The organism is Streptomyces sp. ACA25 (assembly GCF_028200735.1).
GTDB lineage: Bacteria > Actinomycetota > Actinomycetes > Streptomycetales > Streptomycetaceae > Streptomyces.
The window spans coordinates 133139-150936 of sequence record NZ_JAQKPV010000009.1 but is presented as its reverse complement, the minus strand read 5'-3'; the positions used below and the strand labels follow the sequence as shown (position 1 = coordinate 150936).

The window sequence follows — 17798 nt, the reverse complement described above, 5'->3', positions numbered from 1 at the left end:
GCCGCGGACGCTCCGCTCGGATCAGCGGGCGGTCCTGGCCAGCACCGCCAGGAGCCGCTCGAGGGAGCCGCCCAGCCCCCAGCGTCCGGCGAGGGCGTCCAGCGCTGCGGGGTCCCGCGGGGCGCGGGGCAGCGCCGGGTCGGTGTCCGGCAGCGGCACGGCGGTGGCGACCCGGACCACCGTGGGCGCGACCGCCAGATACCCCGCGGCGGCCACCAGGTTCCGCCGCCGGGCCGGCGTCAGCTTCGAGAGCGGGTCCGCGGCCGCGGCCCGGACCCCCGCCAGATCCCCGTACTCCGCCAGTAGTTGCGCGGCGGTCTTCTCGCCGATGCCCTTCACCCCCGGCAACCCGTCGCTCGGGTCGCCCCGGAGCACCGCGAACTCCGTGTACTGCCCGGGAGAGACCCCGTAGCGCTCCCGCAGCACGTCGCCGGTGATGAGGTCACAGTCGCCCACGCCCTTGCGGGGGTAGAGGACCCGCACGCCACGGGCATCGTCGACCAGCTGAAACAGATCACGGTCCCCGGTGACGATGTCGGCGGGCCCGGCCGCCCGGGTGGCGAGCGTGCCGATCACGTCGTCCGCCTCGTATCCGGGCGCGGAGAGCCGCGCGATGCCGATCGCGTCGAGCACCGCCTCGATCACGGGGACCTGCGGCGCCAAGGTGTCCGGAACCTCCTCCGCGTCCGGGCCGCCCGGCACCTCCTCGGCCACCCGGTGTGCCTTGTACGAGGGGATCAGATCGACCCGCCACTGCGGGCGCCAGTCGGCGTCCATGCAGGCGACCAGCTCGTCCGGCCGGTGGTCCTGAACCAGCCGGGCGATGAAATCCAGCAGTCCGCGCACGGCGTTGACCGGCGTGCCGTCCGGGGCACGCACCGAATCCGGCACGCCGAAGTAGGCACGGAAGTAGAGCGAGGCGGTGTCGAGCAGCATCAGGCGTCCGGTCACCCCATGGATCATGCCGTATCGGCCCCGCACGGCTCGACCCCCGCTCCGGAGGAGTCTCACCGAACCGGGGAGGGCGACCATCCGCCGACTTGACACTTAGGTAAGCTTTACCTTATTCCTTGAGTTGCTCGTCCAGGGAACGCTCCGCCTGGCGAACCCCCCCCGGCACCGAGCCGGACCACGGAGCATCCGAGAAAGGCACACCTCCATGCGACGCCACCGTCGGCTTGTCACCGCCCTTGCCGGGGCCGCCCTGCTCATACCCGCCGTCGCGGCCTGCGGCAGCGAGGAGCAGGACACGGCCGACGACAACGGCTCCGCCGAGCAGGCGGACGAGGCGGGCGAGGGCTCGGAGCTGCTGATCTACTCCGGCCGCAACGAGGAGCTCGTGGCGCCGCTGATCGACCGGCTCGAGGAGGCCACCGGCCTGGAGGTCACCGTCCGGTACGGCGACAGCGCCGAGCTCGCCGCCCAGCTGCTGGAGGAAGGCGAGCGCACCCCCGCCGGCCTCTTCCTGTCCCAGGACGCCGGTGCGCTCGGCGCGCTCGCCAAGGAAGGTCTGCTCGAGCAACTGCCCGAAAGTGCTCTCGAGGAGGTCGACCCGGCCTTCCGCGCCTCCAACGGAGAGTGGGTCGGCGTGTCCGGCCGCGCCCGGGTCCTGGTCTACGACCCGGAACAGGTGGAGGAGAGCGAACTCCCCGACAGTGTCCATGAGCTGACCGAGCCGCAGTGGAAGGACAAGGTCGGCTACGCCCCGGCCAACGCCTCCTTCCAGGCATTCGTCACCGGGATGCGCATCCTGGAGGGTGACGACGCCACCCGCCAGTGGCTGACGGACCTGCAGGAGAACGGCGCCCGGCAGTACGACAAGAACGGCCCGATCCTGGACGCCGCGCAGAGCGGCGAGATCGCCGTGGGGCTGGTCAACCACTACTACTGGTACGAGCGGACCGACGAGTTCGGCGAGGAGAGCGTCTCCACCCGGCTGCACTATCTGCCCGGGGGTGACCCCGGCGCGCTCATCAACGTCGCCGGGATCGGTGTCCTGGCACACGGCGGCCAGAGTGCCGAGGCGCAGGAGGCCGTCGAGTTCTTCCTGTCGGAGGAGGCACAGAGCTACTTCGCCGAGGAGACCAAGGAGTACCCGCTCGCGGCCGGCGTCGTCAGCCCCGAGGAGAACCTGCCTCCGCTGGAGTCCCTGGAGGCCCCCGAAATCGACCTGACCGACCTGGACTCCCTGCAGCAGACCCTCGAGATGCTGCAGGAAGTCGGAATGGTCTGATAGGCAGCATGAGCATCAAGGCCCCGCCGACCGTTGCAGCAACCGCTGCCGGCGACGGACCGACGGACCGCCCGGCCGACATCTCCACGTCGGCCGGGCGCCGGCCTGCCGCGCGGAGGATACCCGCGGTGCTCGCCCTCCCGGCAGCCGTCACCGGCCTCTTCGCCCTGCTGCCCCTGGTCTACCTCGGCATCCGGGCAATGGAGCGGGGCCCGTCCTACGCCTGGGACATCATCGCGGCCGACCGCACGGCCGGTCTTCTGCTGCGCAGCCTGGCACTCACCGCGGTGGTGGTCACCGTGGCGGTGGTGCTCGGGGTTTCCCTCGCCTGGCTCACCGAACGGACCGCCCTGCCGGCGCCCCGCCTGTGGGCGGTCCTCGCCACTCTCCCGCTGGCCGTCCCCAGCTATGTGATGGCCTTCAGCTGGCTCTCGGCGTTCCCGTCCCTGGCAGGGTTCAGCGGCGCTGCCCTCGCTCTCAGCCTCGCCTGCTATCCCTATGTCTACCTGCCGGTCGCCGCCGTGCTGCGCGGCATCGACCCGGCCCAGGAAGAGACTGCCCGGTCACTGGGACACAGCGCATTCGGTGCCTTCCGCAGGGTGACACTGCCCCAGCTGCGTCCGGCCGCCGCCGGCGGGGGCCTGCTCGTGGCGCTGTACGTCATCTCCGACTTCGGTGCCGTCTCCCTGATGCGCTACGACACCTTCACCCGCGCCATCTACCTCTCGTACCGGGCCAGTTTCGACCGCACCCCGGCCGCCGCCCTCAGCTGCGTCCTGGTGCTCCTCACCGTGCTCCTGGTGATCGCCGAGCGCCGTACCCGCGGGCGGGCCCGGCACGCCCGCAGCGGACGCGGCACAGCCCGCCCCCATGTCCGGCTCCCGCTGGGCCGGCTGCGGGTCCCGGCTCTCGCCTGGTGCGGCCTGATCGCGGCAGCGGCGGTCGCCTTCCCCGTCGCCACCCTCGGCTTCTGGATCGTCAGCGGCAACTCCGCCACCTGGCAGCCGGCCGCCCTGGCGAGCACCGCTCTGACCACCGCGGCCGTCGCCGCGGCGGGGGCCGCCCTCACGGTGCTGCTCGCCCTGCCGGTCGGCATCATCGCGGCCCGCCACCGGAGCCGTCCCGCCCGGCTGCTGGAGCACGCCTCCTACGCGGGACACGCGCTGCCCGGAATCACCGTCGCGCTCGCCCTGGTGTTCCTGTCCGTGCGCTACGCCTACCCGCTCTACCAGCAATATCCGCTGCTGATCATCGCCTACGCGATGCTCTTCCTGCCGCTGGCCGTCACCTCGATCCGGGCCGCGGTCCTCCAGGCCCCCCCGGAGCTGGAGGACATGGCCCGGTCCCTCGGCCGCAGCCCGGCCCGTGTGCTCCGCGAGGTCACCCTGCCGCTCGCGGCCCCCGGAGTGGCGGCCGGCGCCGCCCTCACCTTCGTCGTGATCATGAAAGAGCTTCCCGCGACCCTGCTGCTGCGCCCCAGCGGCATGGACACCCTTGCCACCCGGCTCTGGACCCAGACGGACGTCGGGGCCTACGCGGCCGCCGCTCCCTACGCCCTGGCTCTGATCCTCATCGCCGCCGTACCGTCCTACCTCCTCGGAAGGCACCGTTCATGACCGAGCTGCAGATCCGCGGACTCACCAAGGCCTACGGGCCGGGCGAACCGGTGCTCGACGGCGTCGACCTGGAGATCTCCGCGGGTGAGCTCGCCGCGGTACTCGGCCCCTCCGGCTGTGGCAAGACGACGCTGCTGCGCGTCGTCGCCGGCTTCCTGCCTGCCGACCGCGGCACCGTCACGGTGGGCGGACGCGTTGTCAGCGGCCCCGGCGTCCATCTGCCTCCCGAGCGCCGCGCGATCGGCCTCGTGGCCCAGGAAGGCGCACTCTTCCCGCATCTGAGCGTGCGGCGCAATGTCGCCTTCGGTCTCCACGGGCTGCGCCGGGCCGAGCGCCGTTTCCGGGCGGAGGAGATGCTGGAACTCGTCGGCCTGGCGGGGTTCGGTGAGCGGATGCCGCATGAGCTGTCCGGGGGCCAGCAGCAGCGCGTCTCGCTGGCCCGGGCGCTCGCCCCGCGCCCCGCCCTGGTCCTCCTTGACGAGCCCTTCAACGCTCTGGACAGCGCCCTGCGCACCGGGTTGCGCGCGGACGTCCGGACCGCGCTGCGCGCCACCGGTGCCACCGCCGTGCTGGTCACCCACGATCAGCAGGAAGCACTGTCCACCGCCGACCGGATCGCCGTTCTGCGGGGCGGCCGGGTCGCCCAGTGCGGCACTCCGCAGGAGGTCTACAGCCACCCGGCGGACGCGTGGGTCGCCCGGTTCGTCGGTGATGCCGTCCTGCTCCCCGGGAGGGTGGAAGGCACGGCCGCCAGCACCGCGCTGGGCCGCATCCAGCTGGTCGGCGGGGTGACCGACGGCCGGGGCACCGTCGTGCTCCGGCCCGAACAGCTTCTGCTGTCCGAGCCGGGAAGGTCCGCGATCCGGGGCCGGGTCGCCGATGTCTGCTTCTACGGCCACGACGCCGTCGTCTCGGTCGCGGTCGACGGTATGGAGGGGACGGTCGACGTCCGGCACCCCGGGCCCGTGCTGGTCCGGCCGGGTGAGGAAACCGGCCTCACCGTCACCGGCCGGGCGGTGCTGCACCCCGGAGCCGTGGCCTGATGAAGCGGGTCGTCTCGCTGGTTCCGTCCCTGACCGAAGCGGTGGCCGCGACTGCTCCGGAGCTGCTCGTCGGAGCCACCGCGTGGTGCAGTCACCCCGCCGGGCTGGACGTCGTCCGGGTGGGCGGGACGAAGAACCCCGATGTCCGGCGCGTCCTCGCCCTTGCCCCCGACCTCGTGCTCGCCAATGAGGAGGAGAACCGCGAGGTGGACCTGGCCGCTCTGCGCGCGGCCGGTCCGACGGTCCTGGTGACCCGCATCCGCACGGTGGACGAGGCCTTCGGGGAGTTGCACCGGATGCTGACCGAGAACTGCGGGCTGCCCCGCCCCGCCTGGCTGGACGAAGCCGAAGCGGCCTGGCGGAACGTCCCCGTAGTGACGGACGCCGCCGCGTTCGTGCCCATCTGGCGCCGCCCCTGGATGGTGCTCGGCCGGGACACCTTCGCCGGTGACCTGCTCGCCCGCCTGGGCGTCCGCAACATCTGGGCCGGGCACGCGGACCGCTATCCCCGCATCGCGGTCCAGGAGCTCAACTCCTGCGGCGCCGACCTCGTCGTGCTCCCGGACGAGCCGTACGCGTTCACCGCCGCGGACGGCCCCGAGGCGTTCCCCGGGATCCCCGCCGCCCTGCTCAGCGGCCGTCATCTCACCTGGTACGGCCCCTCGCTGACCGAAGCTCCCGAGGTTCTGGGCGCCGCCCTGCGGTCCGCCGCGCCACCCTGACCCGCCGCCCGGGGTGCACCCGACCGCACCTGACAGTGGTCTCTCACCGGGAGGGGACGGCCGGAGCCGTCCTCGTCGCCGGGGGAGGTGGGCCGTATCGTCAAGGGCCTGCGGGCTGTTCCGAGGACCGGACCCGGTGCCGGTGTCCGAAGCGCCGACCGTAGAGTGAGCGCGATGAGCAGGACGGACGGTGCGGGGGGCGTGCGGATGGACACCGGCGAGAAACCACGGGTCCCGCCGCTTCCACGGACGGCCCCACCGGCGCCCCGGGCCCGCCCCGCCACGGAATCCGGCGCTCCGCGCAGTGACGCAGCTCCGCCCCCCGCCGTCCCCGCCCCGCCCACGCCCGCCCTGCCCCCGTCCCCGCCCCCGCTCAGCCGGCTCCGGATGACGGTCGCGGTGGTCTGCCTGGTGCTGGGGACCGGCCTGCTGGGCGGCGCGGCGGTCGGCACCTGGCTGGCCGGAGGCGGCACCGGACGTCCGGCTGCCGAATCCCCGTACCGGGAAGGACGGGAGCTGTGGCGCGAACTGCCCGTCGACGAGCTGTTCCCGTCCGAGCTGACCGGGGAGGGAACCGGCCCGGGCAGCGCCGACCGCCGCTGGATACGGGTGGCGGTCGCGCCGGACAGCGACTGCGAGAACGCGTTCGATGCCCGCTTGTACGAGATTCTTGCCCCGGCCGGCTGTCACCGGCTGCTGCGGGCCAGCTACTCCGACGAGACGGAGACCAGTGTGACCACGGTCGGGCTGCTGTTCACCGAGGCGGAGCAGGAGGACATGCGGGCGCTGCGGAGCCGGTTCACCGACGGTGGGCTGGACGAGCGCCCCGATCTGCTGCCCCTGCCTTACGCGGCACCCGGCACGGTGGCCGCCGGGTTCGGGCCGCAACAGCGTGCGACCTGGACTCTGCGGGTGCTCACCGACGTTCCGGTGGTTGTGTACTCGGTGACCGGATTCGCGGACGGCCGGACCGTCCCCGAGGCCGAACCCGCCGGCCCCGCACGCGCGGACGGCCGGACGTCAGCCGTGGCCCTCTCCGGCCTCGGGCACGAGGCCGAGGCCCTCGCGGACCTGGTGGAACGGCGGTTGCGCGGGCCGGCAGCCGGGACGGAGCAGGGGCGGGAGGAACACCGTGCTCAGAGGTGAGCGAGGAGCGCTCCGCCGGCTCCGGGTGCTGGCCACCGGCGTGGTGCTGACCCCGTTGCTGCTTCTGGAGGCCGTGCCCGGCGTCGCTGTGGCACAGGCGGAGACCATCCGGGAACAGCAGCGCTGGGCGCTGGACGCCATCAGGGCGCCCGAGGTCTGGCCCACCACCCGTGGGGCGGGTATCACGGTCGCCGTTCTGGACACCGGAGTGGACGCCGCGCACCCCGATCTGGCGGGTGCCGTTCTCGAAGGTGAGGACTTCGTCGGCAGGGGCGCCGGCCCGGGGGACGCCGAATGGGCGGCGCACGGCACTGCCATGGCCGGGATCATCGCCGGGCGCGGACACGGTCCCGGGCGGGAGAAGGGGGTCCTGGGCGTCGCACCGGAGGCTGAGATCCTGCCTGTGCGGGTGCTGCTGGAGGACAACGACCCGGCCCGGGAAGAAGCGCGCCGGGCACCGGGAAATGCGCTGGCGGAGGGCATCCGCTGGGCCACGGATCAGGGCGCGGACGTCATCAACCTGTCGCTCGGCGACGACAGCGAGTCGGCGCACCCGGACCCGGAGGAGGACGCCGCGGTGCGGTACGCCCTCAGCCGGGGTGCCGTGGTCGTCGCCTCGGCGGGGAACGGCGGTGAGGACGGTGACCCGGTCTCCTATCCGGCGGGCTATGCCGGTGTCATCGCGGTCACGGCCGTGGACCGCAGCGGCAGCCGCGCCCCCTTCTCGACCCGGCGCTGGTACGCCACCGTCAGCGCCCCCGGCCAGGACGTGGTCGTGGTCGATCCGGACGGCAAGTACTACACCGGCTGGGGCACCAGCGCGGCCGCCGCCTTTGTCTCGGGGGCGGTCGCACTGGTCCGGGCCGCCCATCCGGATCTGTCTCCCGCGCAGATCAAGCGGTTGCTGACGGAGACCGCCCAGAACCCTCCCGAGGACGGCCGCAGCGACGGGCTGGGGAGCGGTCTGGTCGATCCCGCTGCGGCGATAGCGGCGGGTGCCGGAGTGGAACCGCGGCGTCCCGAGCCGGCCGCCCAGCCGTATCCAGGTACGCACTTCGGTCCCGGTCCCCGGCCGGTCCCGGCGGAGGACCACGGCCAGGGATGGCTGGCTCCGGGAGCGGCGACCCTCGGCCTGGTACTGCTCGCGGTGTCGGTGGCGCTGTTCCGCCGGGTCAGACCGCTGACCCGCTCCGGATGACGGCCACCGCCGCCCGCGCCGCCTCCTCCACGGCCGCGACTCCCTCGGCGTGCGTGGAGTGCCCGTCGGAGATGACCGCCAGCAGATAGGTCCGGCCCGCCACGGTGACCCGGCCGATGCTGTTGACGTCCCACAGTTCGGTGTGGCTGCGTGGCAGCCAGCCGTTCTTCAGCGCGACCGGCCCGTCGGACGCCGCGGAGACACCCCACCGCTGGTCCTCGGCCACCTCGGACATGAGCGCCCGCAGAATGGCCCGGGAAGCGGGGTCGAGGGCCGAATCCGTACCGAAGACCGCCCGGAGCAAGGTGATCTGGTCATCTGTCGTGGTCTGGGTCAATCCCCAATGGCCGTCGGGGCCGCCCCGGGTGGAGGTGAGACCGAGGCGGGCGTTGCCGGCGTCGAAGCCGTGCTCACCGCCGATGGCCGCCCACAGTTCATGGGTGGCGTCGTTGTCACTGAACCGGATCGCGGCGGAGGCGTGTTCCTTTTCCTGGTCCGTGAGTTCGCGGCCGGCGTCCTGTGCCTGCAGCAGCAGCACCGCCAGCACGTTGACCTTGACGATGCTTGCCGTGTCGAACGTGCCACTGCCGAAGCCCGCGCTCCGGCCGGTCCCGGGCTCGAACACCGCGACCGACAGCCGTACCCCGTGCGCGGCCGTCAGGGGGGCGAGGGCAGCCGCCAGTTCGGCGTCGGGCCCGGGCGTACGGGCCGGGCGGCGCTCCGGAGGTACCGGCTGCCCGGTGTGGGCGCGGCGGATGCCCTCGCGAACCTCCGGCGCCGGGTCCTCGGTGTGCACGGTGACCTCCGTTCCCCGGGCCTGCGCGGGTACCCGGACCGAATCACCGCTCGCGGTGACCGCCAGCAGCGTAGTCGCCAGGGCGGCGTTCACCAGTACCACGGGGGCACCCCTCCGGGAGAGCCGCGGGGGTATCGGAGGGGTCATGAACCTGACGCTATCGCCCGCATCCTCCCCCGTCACCGGGAGGTGATCAAGAACAGGTAACGGTCGGTGCGGGAGCCCGGCGGATGGGGCCGGCGCGATCCCCGTTACGCTCGTGGGGTGGCGCTCAAGAACATCCCGCAGCCCGGGTTCGCAGGCGACGACGGCTCGGCGGATCCCGGGCTGAGCCGGGCCCTCGCCGCTTGGTCACGGGATCCGGCGGCTGAGCCGCAGCTCCTCGCCGTGCTGGCCCGTTCCCGTCTGCTGGTTCCGGTGGTCGCGGTTCTGGGGGAGGCCGTGACCGGGCCCGACGGGCTGCGCCGGGAGAAGAGCAGCGACATGGCGGTGCTCACGCTGCAGGTGCCGGACGGCCGCCGGGCCCTGCCGGTGTTCACGTCCACTGCCGCACTGTCCCGCTGGCGGCCGGATGCCCGGCCGGTCGCGGTCGCCCCGGCGCAGGCGCTGCAGGCCGCCGTCCAGGAGGGGGCAGGCACCCTGGTGGTCGACCTGGCCGGTCCGGTCACCTACGAGCTGACGAGCCGGGGCCTGCGCGTCCTGGCGTCCGGAGGATCGCCGGCGGACAGCCCCGCGGTGGTCTCTGCCCTGCGCACCCTGCTGGCCGCTGAGCCCGCCGTGCGTGCAGCGCACCTGGTGCCCGGCGGAGAGGCCGACGGGACCCTTGCGCTGCATCTCGGCGAGGGGACCGATGCCCAGGGCGCCGCGCGGCGGCTGGCCCGTGCCCTGGCCGGGGACGAGGTGCTCCGTGCCCACCTGGTCCGCGGGCTGCAGCTGGCGGTGCTGCCGGTGTCCCGGCCCCTCCCCGGAAAGCCCTTCTACCGCGGCTGACTCAGCCGAGAACGGGTCCGGTGTACTTCTCGCCAGGGCCCTGACCCGGTTCGTCCGGGATCACGGAAGCTTCCCGGAACGCCAGCTGCAGGGACTTCAGACCGTCGCGCAGCGGCGCCGCGTGGTACGTGCCGACCTCGGTCGCGCTCGCCGAGACCAGTCCGGCCAGTGCGGTGATCAGCTTCCGCGCCTCGTCGAGGTCCTTGTGCTCCGCACCGTCCTCCGCCAGCCCCAGGTTGACCGCGGCCGAACTCATCAGGTGCACCGCGACCGTGGTGATGACCTCCACCGCGGGAACATCCGCGATGTCGCGGGTCATGTGATCGAAATCGGGTGCCCCTGAAGGGCCGGCGGGAGGAGTGGCGTCGCTCATGCCGACAGCCTACGGGCCTGCCGGTGCCTCCCCGGGCCGGGCGCCCGTCGTCGTGGGGGGCGCCTGCTCCTGGTATGCTGGTGCCTTGACCGGCTGTCCCGCAGGAAATTCTGTGGAGGGCAGCCCGCAAGTGGAGGCTCCGCTTCTCCCACCTGACCGGCCCCCGGGTCGGCAGGTCCAAGGTCAGGTTGCGCCCCGTGCACCTCACGGCGGTGCTCCAGGTCTGTCCGAGGAGCCCTGCCTGCGTATCGTCCGGGGCGTTCTGCGCGTTCGGGCGGTGGTCGAGCCACTACTGACTCATGCGCGGCTGTCCGCCAGGCAACCGTGCGGCGCAACCTAGGAGGCCCCATCAGCGCCGAGCCCCGCATCAACGACCGGATTCGCGTCCCCGAGGTGCGACTCGTTGGTCCCAGCGGCGAGCAGGTCGGCATCGTGCCGCTTGCCAAAGCCCTGGAGCTTGCCCAGGAATACGACCTGGACCTGGTCGAGGTCGCGGCGACCGCCCGTCCGCCGGTCTGCAAGCTCATGGACTACGGCAAGTTCAAGTACGAGTCGGCCATGAAGGCCCGTGAGGCGCGCAAGAACCAGGCGCACACGGTCATCAAGGAGATGAAGCTCCGGCCGAAGATCGACCCGCACGACTATGACACCAAGAAGGGTCATGTCGTCCGGTTCCTCAAGCAGGGTGACAAGGTCAAGATCACGATCATGTTCCGCGGGCGCGAGCAGTCCCGCCCCGAGCTGGGCTTCCGGCTGCTGCAGCGGCTCGCGGAGGACGTGCAGGACCTGGGGTTCGTGGAGTCGAACCCCAAGCAGGACGGCCGGAACATGATCATGGTTCTCGGACCGCACAAGAAGAAGACCGAGGCCATGGCCGAGGCCCGTGAACTGAAGGCTGCCCGCAAGGCCGAGCAGCAGGGCAACGCGCAGAGCTGATCGCGCCGGGTCCTGCCGCTGCCGACCGGCAGCAAGTGATCCATCAGGTGTACCCGCCCGGCCCGCAGCGGCCGGGCGAGCACCACGGAAGAGGAGAGTACGGCGACATGCCGAAGAACAAGACGCACAGTGGTGCCAGCAAGCGCTTCAAGATCACTGGCTCCGGCAAGGTGATGCGCCAGCGCGCCGGTCGCCGTCACTACCTGGAGCACAAGTCGTCGACCCTGACCCGTCGGCTCGCCGGCACCACGGAGACGGCCCCCGCCGACGTCAAGCGCATCAAGAAGATGCTCGGCAAGTGAGCCGGCTTCCGCAGCCCCACCGGGCCGCGGGCCCTCCGGCCGAGGCCGGGACCATCCGTTCCCGGGCCGTGTGAGCACTCCATGGCCCCCCTACAAGGAGTTCACCAGTGGCACGCGTCAAGCGGGCAGTCAACGCCCACAAGAAGCGCCGGGCGATTCTCGAGCAGGCCAGCGGCTATCGCGGTCAGCGTTCCCGCCTGTACCGCAAGGCGAAGGAGCAGCTTCTCCACTCCTACGTCTACAACTACAACGACCGCAAGAAGCGCAAGGGTGACTTCCGGCAGCTGTGGATCCAGCGGATCAACGCCGCCGCCCGCGCGAACGGCATCACCTACAACCGGTTCATCCAGGGCCTGAAGGCCGCTGAGATCGAGGTGGACCGCAAGATGCTGGCGGAGCTCGCGGTCAACGACCCGAACGCGTTCGCCGCGCTGGTCGAAGCCGCCCGCAAGGCCCTTCCCAGCGACGTCAACGCCCCGAAGGCCGCCTGACCCGCCCAGCGGTTTCGCGGCTGCGGCCGCAGGCGCCACCGGACCCGCAGGCCCCGCCTGCGGGTCCGGCGTGTTCCCGCCCTCCCGGGGGCACCCCCCGTGACAAGAAGTGAGCTGCCCGCCATGGCCACCGCTGCCGAGCTGACCTCCCCGCGCTCCCCGCGTGCCGTCGCCGCTCGCCGGCTCGCCCGGCGCAGTGCCCGGGGCAAGGAGCGGCGCTTCCTCGCGGAGGGCCCGCAAGCGGTGCGGGAAGCGGTCGCCCACCGCACCGATGGGCACAGCACGCTGGTCGAGCTGTTCACCACCTGCGAGGCGGCCGGCCGCCATCCGGAACTCATCGCCGCCGCCCGGGCCGCCGGAACCCGCGTCACCACGGCGAGCGAGGAGATCGTCACCGGTCTCTCGCAGACCGTGACGCCTCAGGGGCTCGTCGGCGTCTGCCGCTTCCTGGACCGTCCGTTCGAGGAGCTCGTCGCCGCCGGGCCCCGGCTCGTCGCGGTTCTCGCCCACGTCCGCGACCCGGGCAACGCCGGCACGGTGCTGCGCTGCGCGGACGCTGCCGGAGCCGAGGCGGTGATCCTCACCGACGCCTCCGTCGACCTCTACAACCCGAAGGCGGTGCGGGCGTCGGCCGGCAGTCTCTTCCACGTCCCGGTGGCCGTCGGAATCCCCGTCGAGGAGGCGGTCCGCGGCCTGGCGGACGGCGGTCTGCGGGTGCTGGCCGCCGACGGCTCGGGGGACCGGGACCTGGACGCCGAGCTCGACGGCCCGGCCATGGGCGGGCCCACGGCGTGGATCTTCGGCAACGAGGCGTGGGGGCTCCCCGGGCCGACCAGGGAGCTGGCTGAAGCGGTCGTCCGGGTTCCGATCCACGGACGGGCGGAGAGCCTCAATCTGGCCACGGCCGCCGCCGTCTGTCTGTACGCCTCCGCCCGCGCCCAGCGGTCTCCCGGTGGCTGCCGCTGACGCCGGACCACTTGTAGGGTGACCCGCGCGGGGACTGAGAGGGGCGGTACGGGGATGGACAGGCGCTCCGGTGCCGGGGAGCTCGATCTGCGGCCGGACGATTTCCCCGACGGGCTCGTGATCGCGGACGCCCGGGGGCAGGTCATCTGCTTCAACGCGGAGGCGGCCCGGCTCACCGGGCAGAACCCGGCGGAGGCAGTGGGAAGCCCTCTTGAGCGGGCTCTGCCCCTGGAGGATGCGGACGGCCGCCGATGGTGGCGGGTCACCGACCCGTACGGCGGGCTGCGTACACGCTGCGGCCAGCCCGAGCGGCATCTGCTGCTGCCCGGTGGACGCGAGGTGCTGGTCACGGCGCGCTACGTACGGCCGGTCGCGGGCGGGCCCCTGCGGCGCCTGGTCGTCACGCTCCGCGGGACCGAGGCCCGGCAGCGCATGGAGCGCAGCAACGCCGAGCTGATCGCCACCGTCGCCCACGAGCTGCGCTCGCCGCTCACCTCGATCAAGGGATTCACCGCCACCATGCTCGACAAGTGGGAGCGCTTCACCGACGACCAGAAGCGGCTGATGCTGCAGACCGTGGACGGCGACGCCGACCGCGTCACCCGGCTGATCACCGAGCTGCTTGACGTCTCCCGGATCGACTCCGGACGGCTGGAGATCCGGCGGCAGCCCCTGCGGCTGGACGAGGCCGTGCACCGCCAGGTGAAGACGCTCGTCAACGGCGGCTGTCCGGAGGACCGGTTCGACCTCCGGGTCGCGGAGGAACTGCCACGGGTGTGGGCCGACCCCGACAAGATCGCCCAGGTGCTCGGCAACCTGCTCGAAAATGCGGTGCGGCACGGCGAGGGCACTGTCACCATCGAGGTGGACCCCGCGCCGCCGGGCAGGAGCCGTCAGAAGGGGACAGCAGTCACCGTGAGCGATGAAGGGCCGGGCATCCCCGAAGAAGCCCTGCAGCGCGTCTTCACGCGTTTCTGGCGCGGCAGCACCCGAGGGGGCACGGGGCTGGGCCTCTACATCGTCAAGGGCATCATCGAGGCGCACGGTGGCACGGTGACGGTCGGGCGCTCGGCCGGGGGCGGGGCCCGGTTCCGCTTTGTCCTGCCGGTGGGCACTCCGGCCGTTCTGGTCTGAGCGGGGCCACCGGCTCCACCAGGCACGAGCCACCCGGCGGGCCCTTTAGACTCGGCCTGCGGCACCCACGTCGCGGGATGCGGCGCGCAGCCAGCCAATCGGAAGTACGGGAAGAGATGTCGGCACCGAACAAGTCGTACGACCCGGTCGAGGTCGAGGCACTGAAACCGGAAGAGATCGAGCGGGCGCGGGAGGCGGCGCTCGCCGCGATCGCGGCTGCGGACGGTCTCGGGGCCCTGCGCGAGGTGAAGGCCGCCCACGCGGGCGACCGCTCCCCGCTGGCGCTGGCCAACCGGGAGATCGGCGCCCTGCCCCCGCAGGCCAAGGCGGAGGCCGGGAAGCGGGTCGGTCAGGCCCGGGGGGCCGTCAACAAGGCACTCAAGATCCGCCAGGAGGAGCTCGAGGCCGAGCGGGACGAGCGGGTGCTGGTGGAGGAGGCGGTCGATGTCACGCTGCCCCATGACCGCGTGCCCGCAGGTGCCCGGCATCCGCTGACCACGCTCTCGGAGCGCATCGAGGACGTTTTCGTGGCGATGGGCTACGAGGTTGCCGAGGGGCCCGAGGCCGAGGCCGAGTGGTTCAACTTCGACGCCCTGAACATCCCGCCGGACCATCCGGCCCGCACCATGCAGGACACGTTCTTCGTACAGGGCCGCGCCCACGGCAGGCAGCCCGACTCCGGAGTCGTGCTGCGCACCCACACCTCTCCGGTGCAGATCCGCAGCCTGCTCGACCGTGAGCCGCCGGTCTACGTCATCTGCCCCGGCCGGGTGTTCCGCACCGACGAACTGGACGCCACGCACACCCCGGTGTTCACCCAGGTCGAGCTGCTCGCCGTCGACGAGGGTCTGACCATGGCGGATCTCAAGGGCACCCTGGACCACATGGTCCAGGCGCTCTTCGGGGGCGAGGGCATGCGCACCCGGCTCCGCCCGAACTACTTCCCCTTCACCGAGCCGTCCGCGGAAATGGACATGGTCTGCTACAAGTGCCGGGGGGAGTCCGTGGGCAACCCGGACCGTCCCTGCCGTACCTGCTCCAGCGAGGGCTGGATCGAACTGGGCGGCTGCGGCATGGTCAACCCGAGGGTGCTGACCGCCTGCGGCGTGGACCCGGACAAGTACAGCGGTTTCGCGTTCGGCTTCGGCATCGAGCGGATGCTCATGTTCCGCCACAACGTCGAGGACATGCGAGACATGGTCGAGGGTGACGTCCGGTTCACCCGGCCCTTCGGGATGGAGATCTGATGCGCGCCCCGCTTTCCTGGTTGCGGGAATACGTCGACCTGCCGGCCGGTGAGACCGGCCGTGACGTCGCGGCCAGGCTGATCGACGCCGGGCTGGAGGTCGAGACCGTCGAGCAGCTCGGCACCGGCCTCACCGGGCCCCTGGTCGTCGGGCAGGTCCTTGCCATCGAGGAGCTGACGGAATTCCGCAAACCGATCCGGCACTGTCAGGTCGACGTCGGCACCGCCAACGGCACCGGTGAGCCGCAGAGCATCGTCTGCGGCGCCCAGAACTTCGCCGTCGGGGACAAGGTCGTGGTGGTTCTCCCCGGAGCCGAGCTGCCCGGCGGATTCGCGATCTCGGCCCGCAAGACGTACGGCCGGGTCTCCGAAGGCATGATCTGTTCCGCCGCGGAGCTGGGGCTCGGCGATGACCACGACGGCATCATGGTGCTCCCGCCCGACCACGAGCCGGGGACCGACGCCATCGCACTGCTGGAGATCGTGGACGAGGTCCTCGACATCGCGGTCACGCCCGACCGCGGATACTGCCTCTCCCTGCGCGGCATCGCCCGGGAGGCAGCCACGGCCTACGGAGTGCCCCTGCGTGACCCGGCGCTGCTGGACGCGGCGTCTCCCAACGCTGACGGCTTCCCCGTGGAGGTCACCGACGGGGCCGCCTGCGACCGCTTCGTCGCCCGCACCGTCACCGGCGTGCGGCCGAAGGCCCCCTCACCGGTCTGGCTGCAGCGGCGTCTGCAGAAGGCCGGGATGCGGCCGATCTCGCTGGCCGTGGACATCACCAACTACGTGATGCTCGAGCTCGGGCAGCCACTGCACGCGTATGACCGTGCCCGTCTGAGCGGCCCGATCGGGGTGCGCCGGGCCGAGCCCGGCGAGAAGCTCACCACGCTCGACGGCACTCAGCGGGAGCTGGACCCCGAGGACCTGCTCATCACGGACGAGAACGGCCCCATCGGGCTGGCCGGAGTGATGGGAGGTGCCGACACCGAGATCGCGGGCGCCGGGCCCGCATCCGGCACGGGAGGCACCACCGAGATCGTGGTGGAGGCGGCGCATTTCGACCCCGTCACCGTGGCCCGCACCGCACGGCGCCACCGCCTGTCCTCCGAGGCGTCCCGGCGTTTCGAGCGGGGAGTCGACCCGGAGGCCGCCGCGGCTGCCGCCCAACGGGCGGTGGACCTGCTGGTCCTGCTCGGCGGCGGCACCGCCGAAGCCGGCGTGACGCACGTCAGCGTGCCCAGCACCCCGCGCACCGTGCGGATCCCCGCCGACCACCCCGACCGGGTGGCGGGTCTCTCCTACGGCCGGGAGACCGTCGTCCGGCGCCTCCAGGAGGTCGGCTGCGACGTTCACGGCTCCGACGAGCTGACGGTCACCGTGCCCAGCTGGCGCCCCGATCTCCGCGAGCCGAACGACCTCGCCGAGGAAGTCATCCGGCTCGAGGGCTACGAGGCCCTGCCCGCCACGCTGCCCCGGCCTCCCGCCGGCCGGGGGCTGACCGAGCGGCAGCGGCTGCACCGCCGAGTGGGCCGGGCACTGGCCGGGGCGGGATACGTCGAGGCGCTCAACTACCCCTTCCTCGGACAGGCCGCCTTCGACCGGCTCGGCCTCCCTGCCGACGACAGCCGCCGGCGCACCGTCGCCCTGGTCAACCCGCTCTCCGACGAGGAGCCGGAGCTGCGCACCACGCTGCTGCCCGGCCTGTTCGCCGCCTTGCGCCGGAACCACGGCCGCGGCAGCCACGACCTCGCGCTCTTCGAGACCGGTCTGGTGTTCCGGCCGACCGGGGACGAGACGGAGGCGGTACGGCTGCCGGTGACCGGACGTCCCACGGACGAGCAGCTGGCCGGCCTCGACGCGGCCCTGCCACGGCAGCCGCGCCGGGCAGCCGTGGCCCTGGCGGGCTCCCGTGAGCAGCCCGGCTGGTGGGGAGCCGGCCGTCCCGCCGACTGGGCGGACGCCGTGGAAGCGGCCCGCACCGTCGCCCGGGAAGCCCGCGTCGTCCTTGAGGTCACCGCCGACCGGCACGCCCCGTGGCACCCCGGCCGGTGTGCGGCGCTGCATGCCCGGATCGACGGTGCGCGCACGCTCGTCGGGCACGCCGGTGAGCTGCACCCCCGGGTCGTCAAGGCGTTCGGCCTGCCCGAGCGCACCTGCGCGGCGGAGGTCGACCTCGACCTGCTGCACCGGGCCGGTGCCGGGAGTCTCCCGGCTCCGCGGATCTCCACCTTCCCGGTGGCCACCCAGGACGTCGCCCTGGTGGTGGATGCGGCAGTGCCCTCCGCCGAGGTGGCGGAAGCGCTGCGGGCCGGAGCGGGAGAACTGCTGGAGTCGCTGCGGCTGTTCGACGTCTACAGTGGCGAGCAGCTCGGGGAGGGCCGCAAGTCCCTCGCGTACGCGCTGCGCTTCCGGGCTCCGGACCGGACCCTGACGGCGGACGAGGCGACTGCGGCCCGGGAGGGCGCGGTGGCCGAGGCAGTGGCCAGGACCGGCGCGGCACTGCGCGGAGCCTGAACCCGGGGCGGGGGCGGCCGCAACTCCGGCCGCCCCCGCCGCATCCGTACCGGTGCCGGCACCCGGCCGGCGGGACCGACCGGCACCTC

The 17798-nt window shown here is 72.7% G+C and carries 17 protein-coding genes; 14 read left to right on the top strand and 3 right to left on the bottom strand.

Annotated elements, in window-relative coordinates:
- Positions 1-21: 21 nt before the first annotated feature.
- Positions 22-963 carry a 5'-3' exonuclease gene (locus tag PJ985_RS15710; protein WP_271684382.1) on the bottom strand — a complete coding sequence of 314 codons (942 nt, stop codon included), beginning with the start codon at positions 961-963 and terminating at the stop codon, positions 22-24.
- A 196-nt stretch (positions 964-1159) separates the two neighbouring features.
- On the opposite strand from PJ985_RS15710, the gene PJ985_RS15705 reads away from it, so the two are divergent.
- The 6 genes from PJ985_RS15705 (at position 1160) to mycP (ending at position 7958) form a co-directional block, all read left to right on the top strand.
- Positions 1160-2233 carry an iron ABC transporter substrate-binding protein gene (locus tag PJ985_RS15705; RefSeq protein ID WP_271684381.1) on the top strand — a complete coding sequence of 358 codons (1074 nt, stop codon included), beginning with the start codon at positions 1160-1162 and terminating at the stop codon, positions 2231-2233.
- Positions 2234-2241: 8 nt separating this feature from the next.
- Positions 2242-3849: an ABC transporter permease gene (locus PJ985_RS15700; RefSeq protein WP_271684380.1), complete on the top strand. Its 1608-nt coding sequence runs from the start codon at positions 2242-2244 to the stop codon at positions 3847-3849.
- Positions 3846-4892: an ABC transporter ATP-binding protein gene (locus PJ985_RS15695; protein ID WP_271684379.1), complete on the top strand. Its 1047-nt coding sequence runs from the start codon at positions 3846-3848 to the stop codon at positions 4890-4892. The genes PJ985_RS15700 and PJ985_RS15695 overlap by 4 nt, the downstream gene beginning before the upstream one ends.
- On the top strand, positions 4892-5614 hold the full coding sequence (locus PJ985_RS15690; protein WP_271684378.1) for a helical backbone metal receptor: 723 nt from the start codon (positions 4892-4894) through the stop codon (positions 5612-5614). The genes PJ985_RS15695 and PJ985_RS15690 overlap by 1 nt, the downstream gene beginning before the upstream one ends.
- A 174-nt stretch (positions 5615-5788) precedes the next feature.
- Complete coding sequence (locus tag PJ985_RS15685; protein WP_271684377.1) at positions 5789-6760, top strand: hypothetical protein; 972 nt, start codon at positions 5789-5791, stop codon at positions 6758-6760.
- Positions 6747-7958, top strand: coding sequence for a type VII secretion-associated serine protease mycosin (gene mycP, locus PJ985_RS15680; RefSeq protein WP_443033494.1), 1212 nt, complete (start codon positions 6747-6749; stop codon positions 7956-7958). Before PJ985_RS15685 ends, mycP begins: the two co-directional genes overlap by 14 nt.
- On the opposite strand, the gene PJ985_RS15675 is transcribed toward mycP, so the two are convergent.
- On the bottom strand, positions 7933-8901 hold the full coding sequence (locus tag PJ985_RS15675; protein WP_271684376.1) for a serine hydrolase: 969 nt from the start codon (positions 8899-8901) through the stop codon (positions 7933-7935). The two genes, mycP and PJ985_RS15675, sit on opposite strands and share 26 nt — an antisense overlap.
- 117 nt (positions 8902-9018) lie before the next feature.
- Here PJ985_RS15675 and PJ985_RS15670 point away from each other — a divergent pair, with 117 nt between their 5' ends.
- Positions 9019-9744, top strand: a complete 726-nt coding sequence (locus PJ985_RS15670; protein ID WP_271684375.1) for an SseB family protein — start codon at positions 9019-9021, stop codon at positions 9742-9744.
- Between the two features lies 1 nt (position 9745).
- Here PJ985_RS15670 and PJ985_RS15665 read toward each other — a convergent pair whose 3' ends face one another.
- Positions 9746-10117, bottom strand: coding sequence for a DUF1844 domain-containing protein (locus tag PJ985_RS15665; RefSeq protein WP_271684374.1), 372 nt, complete (start codon positions 10115-10117; stop codon positions 9746-9748).
- 324 nt (positions 10118-10441) lie between these two features.
- Here PJ985_RS15665 and infC point away from each other — a divergent pair, with 324 nt between their 5' ends.
- The 7 genes from infC (at position 10442) to pheT (ending at position 17709) form a co-directional block, all read left to right on the top strand.
- Positions 10442-11053 carry a translation initiation factor IF-3 gene (gene infC / locus PJ985_RS15660; protein ID WP_271684373.1) on the top strand — a complete coding sequence of 204 codons (612 nt, stop codon included), beginning with the start codon at positions 10442-10444 and terminating at the stop codon, positions 11051-11053.
- 107 nt (positions 11054-11160) lie between these two features.
- Positions 11161-11355 (top strand): 50S ribosomal protein L35, encoded by a 195-nt coding sequence (rpmI, locus tag PJ985_RS15655; protein ID WP_271684372.1) that lies wholly within the window; start codon positions 11161-11163, stop codon positions 11353-11355.
- Between the two features lie 107 nt (positions 11356-11462).
- On the top strand, positions 11463-11846 hold the full coding sequence (rplT, locus tag PJ985_RS15650; protein WP_271684371.1) for a 50S ribosomal protein L20: 384 nt from the start codon (positions 11463-11465) through the stop codon (positions 11844-11846).
- Positions 11847-11969: 123 nt separating this feature from the next.
- Positions 11970-12812, top strand: a complete 843-nt coding sequence (locus PJ985_RS15645) for a TrmH family RNA methyltransferase (protein WP_271684508.1) — start codon at positions 11970-11972, stop codon at positions 12810-12812.
- Between the two features lie 54 nt (positions 12813-12866).
- Positions 12867-13946, top strand: coding sequence for a sensor histidine kinase (locus tag PJ985_RS15640; protein WP_271684370.1), 1080 nt, complete (start codon positions 12867-12869; stop codon positions 13944-13946).
- A 116-nt stretch (positions 13947-14062) separates the two neighbouring features.
- Positions 14063-15193 (top strand): phenylalanine--tRNA ligase subunit alpha, encoded by a 1131-nt coding sequence (gene pheS, locus PJ985_RS15635; RefSeq protein ID WP_271684369.1) that lies wholly within the window; start codon positions 14063-14065, stop codon positions 15191-15193.
- Positions 15193-17709, top strand: coding sequence for a phenylalanine--tRNA ligase subunit beta (pheT, locus tag PJ985_RS15630; protein WP_271684368.1), 2517 nt, complete (start codon positions 15193-15195; stop codon positions 17707-17709). The genes pheS and pheT overlap by 1 nt, the downstream gene beginning before the upstream one ends.
- Positions 17710-17798: the final 89 nt, after the last annotated feature.

Coding starts and splice junctions, on each gene's coding strand:
- PJ985_RS15710 (WP_271684382.1), bottom strand. CDS start 963: ATGATCCATGGGGTGACCGGACGCCTGATGCTGCTCGACACCGCCTCG.
- rpmI (WP_271684372.1), top strand. CDS start 11,161: ATGCCGAAGAACAAGACGCACAGTGGTGCCAGCAAGCGCTTCAAGATC.
- PJ985_RS15685 (WP_271684377.1), top strand. CDS start 5,789: ATGAGCAGGACGGACGGTGCGGGGGGCGTGCGGATGGACACCGGCGAG.
- PJ985_RS15695 (WP_271684379.1), top strand. CDS start 3,846: ATGACCGAGCTGCAGATCCGCGGACTCACCAAGGCCTACGGGCCGGGC.
- PJ985_RS15690 (WP_271684378.1), top strand. CDS start 4,892: ATGAAGCGGGTCGTCTCGCTGGTTCCGTCCCTGACCGAAGCGGTGGCC.
- pheS (WP_271684369.1), top strand. CDS start 14,063: ATGTCGGCACCGAACAAGTCGTACGACCCGGTCGAGGTCGAGGCACTG.
- PJ985_RS15675 (WP_271684376.1), bottom strand. CDS start 8,901: ATGACCCCTCCGATACCCCCGCGGCTCTCCCGGAGGGGTGCCCCCGTG.
- PJ985_RS15645 (WP_271684508.1), top strand. CDS start 11,970: ATGGCCACCGCTGCCGAGCTGACCTCCCCGCGCTCCCCGCGTGCCGTC.
- PJ985_RS15665 (WP_271684374.1), bottom strand. CDS start 10,117: ATGAGCGACGCCACTCCTCCCGCCGGCCCTTCAGGGGCACCCGATTTC.
- PJ985_RS15705 (WP_271684381.1), top strand. CDS start 1,160: ATGCGACGCCACCGTCGGCTTGTCACCGCCCTTGCCGGGGCCGCCCTG.
- PJ985_RS15700 (WP_271684380.1), top strand. CDS start 2,242: ATGAGCATCAAGGCCCCGCCGACCGTTGCAGCAACCGCTGCCGGCGAC.
- pheT (WP_271684368.1), top strand. CDS start 15,193: ATGCGCGCCCCGCTTTCCTGGTTGCGGGAATACGTCGACCTGCCGGCC.
- PJ985_RS15640 (WP_271684370.1), top strand. CDS start 12,867: ATGGACAGGCGCTCCGGTGCCGGGGAGCTCGATCTGCGGCCGGACGAT.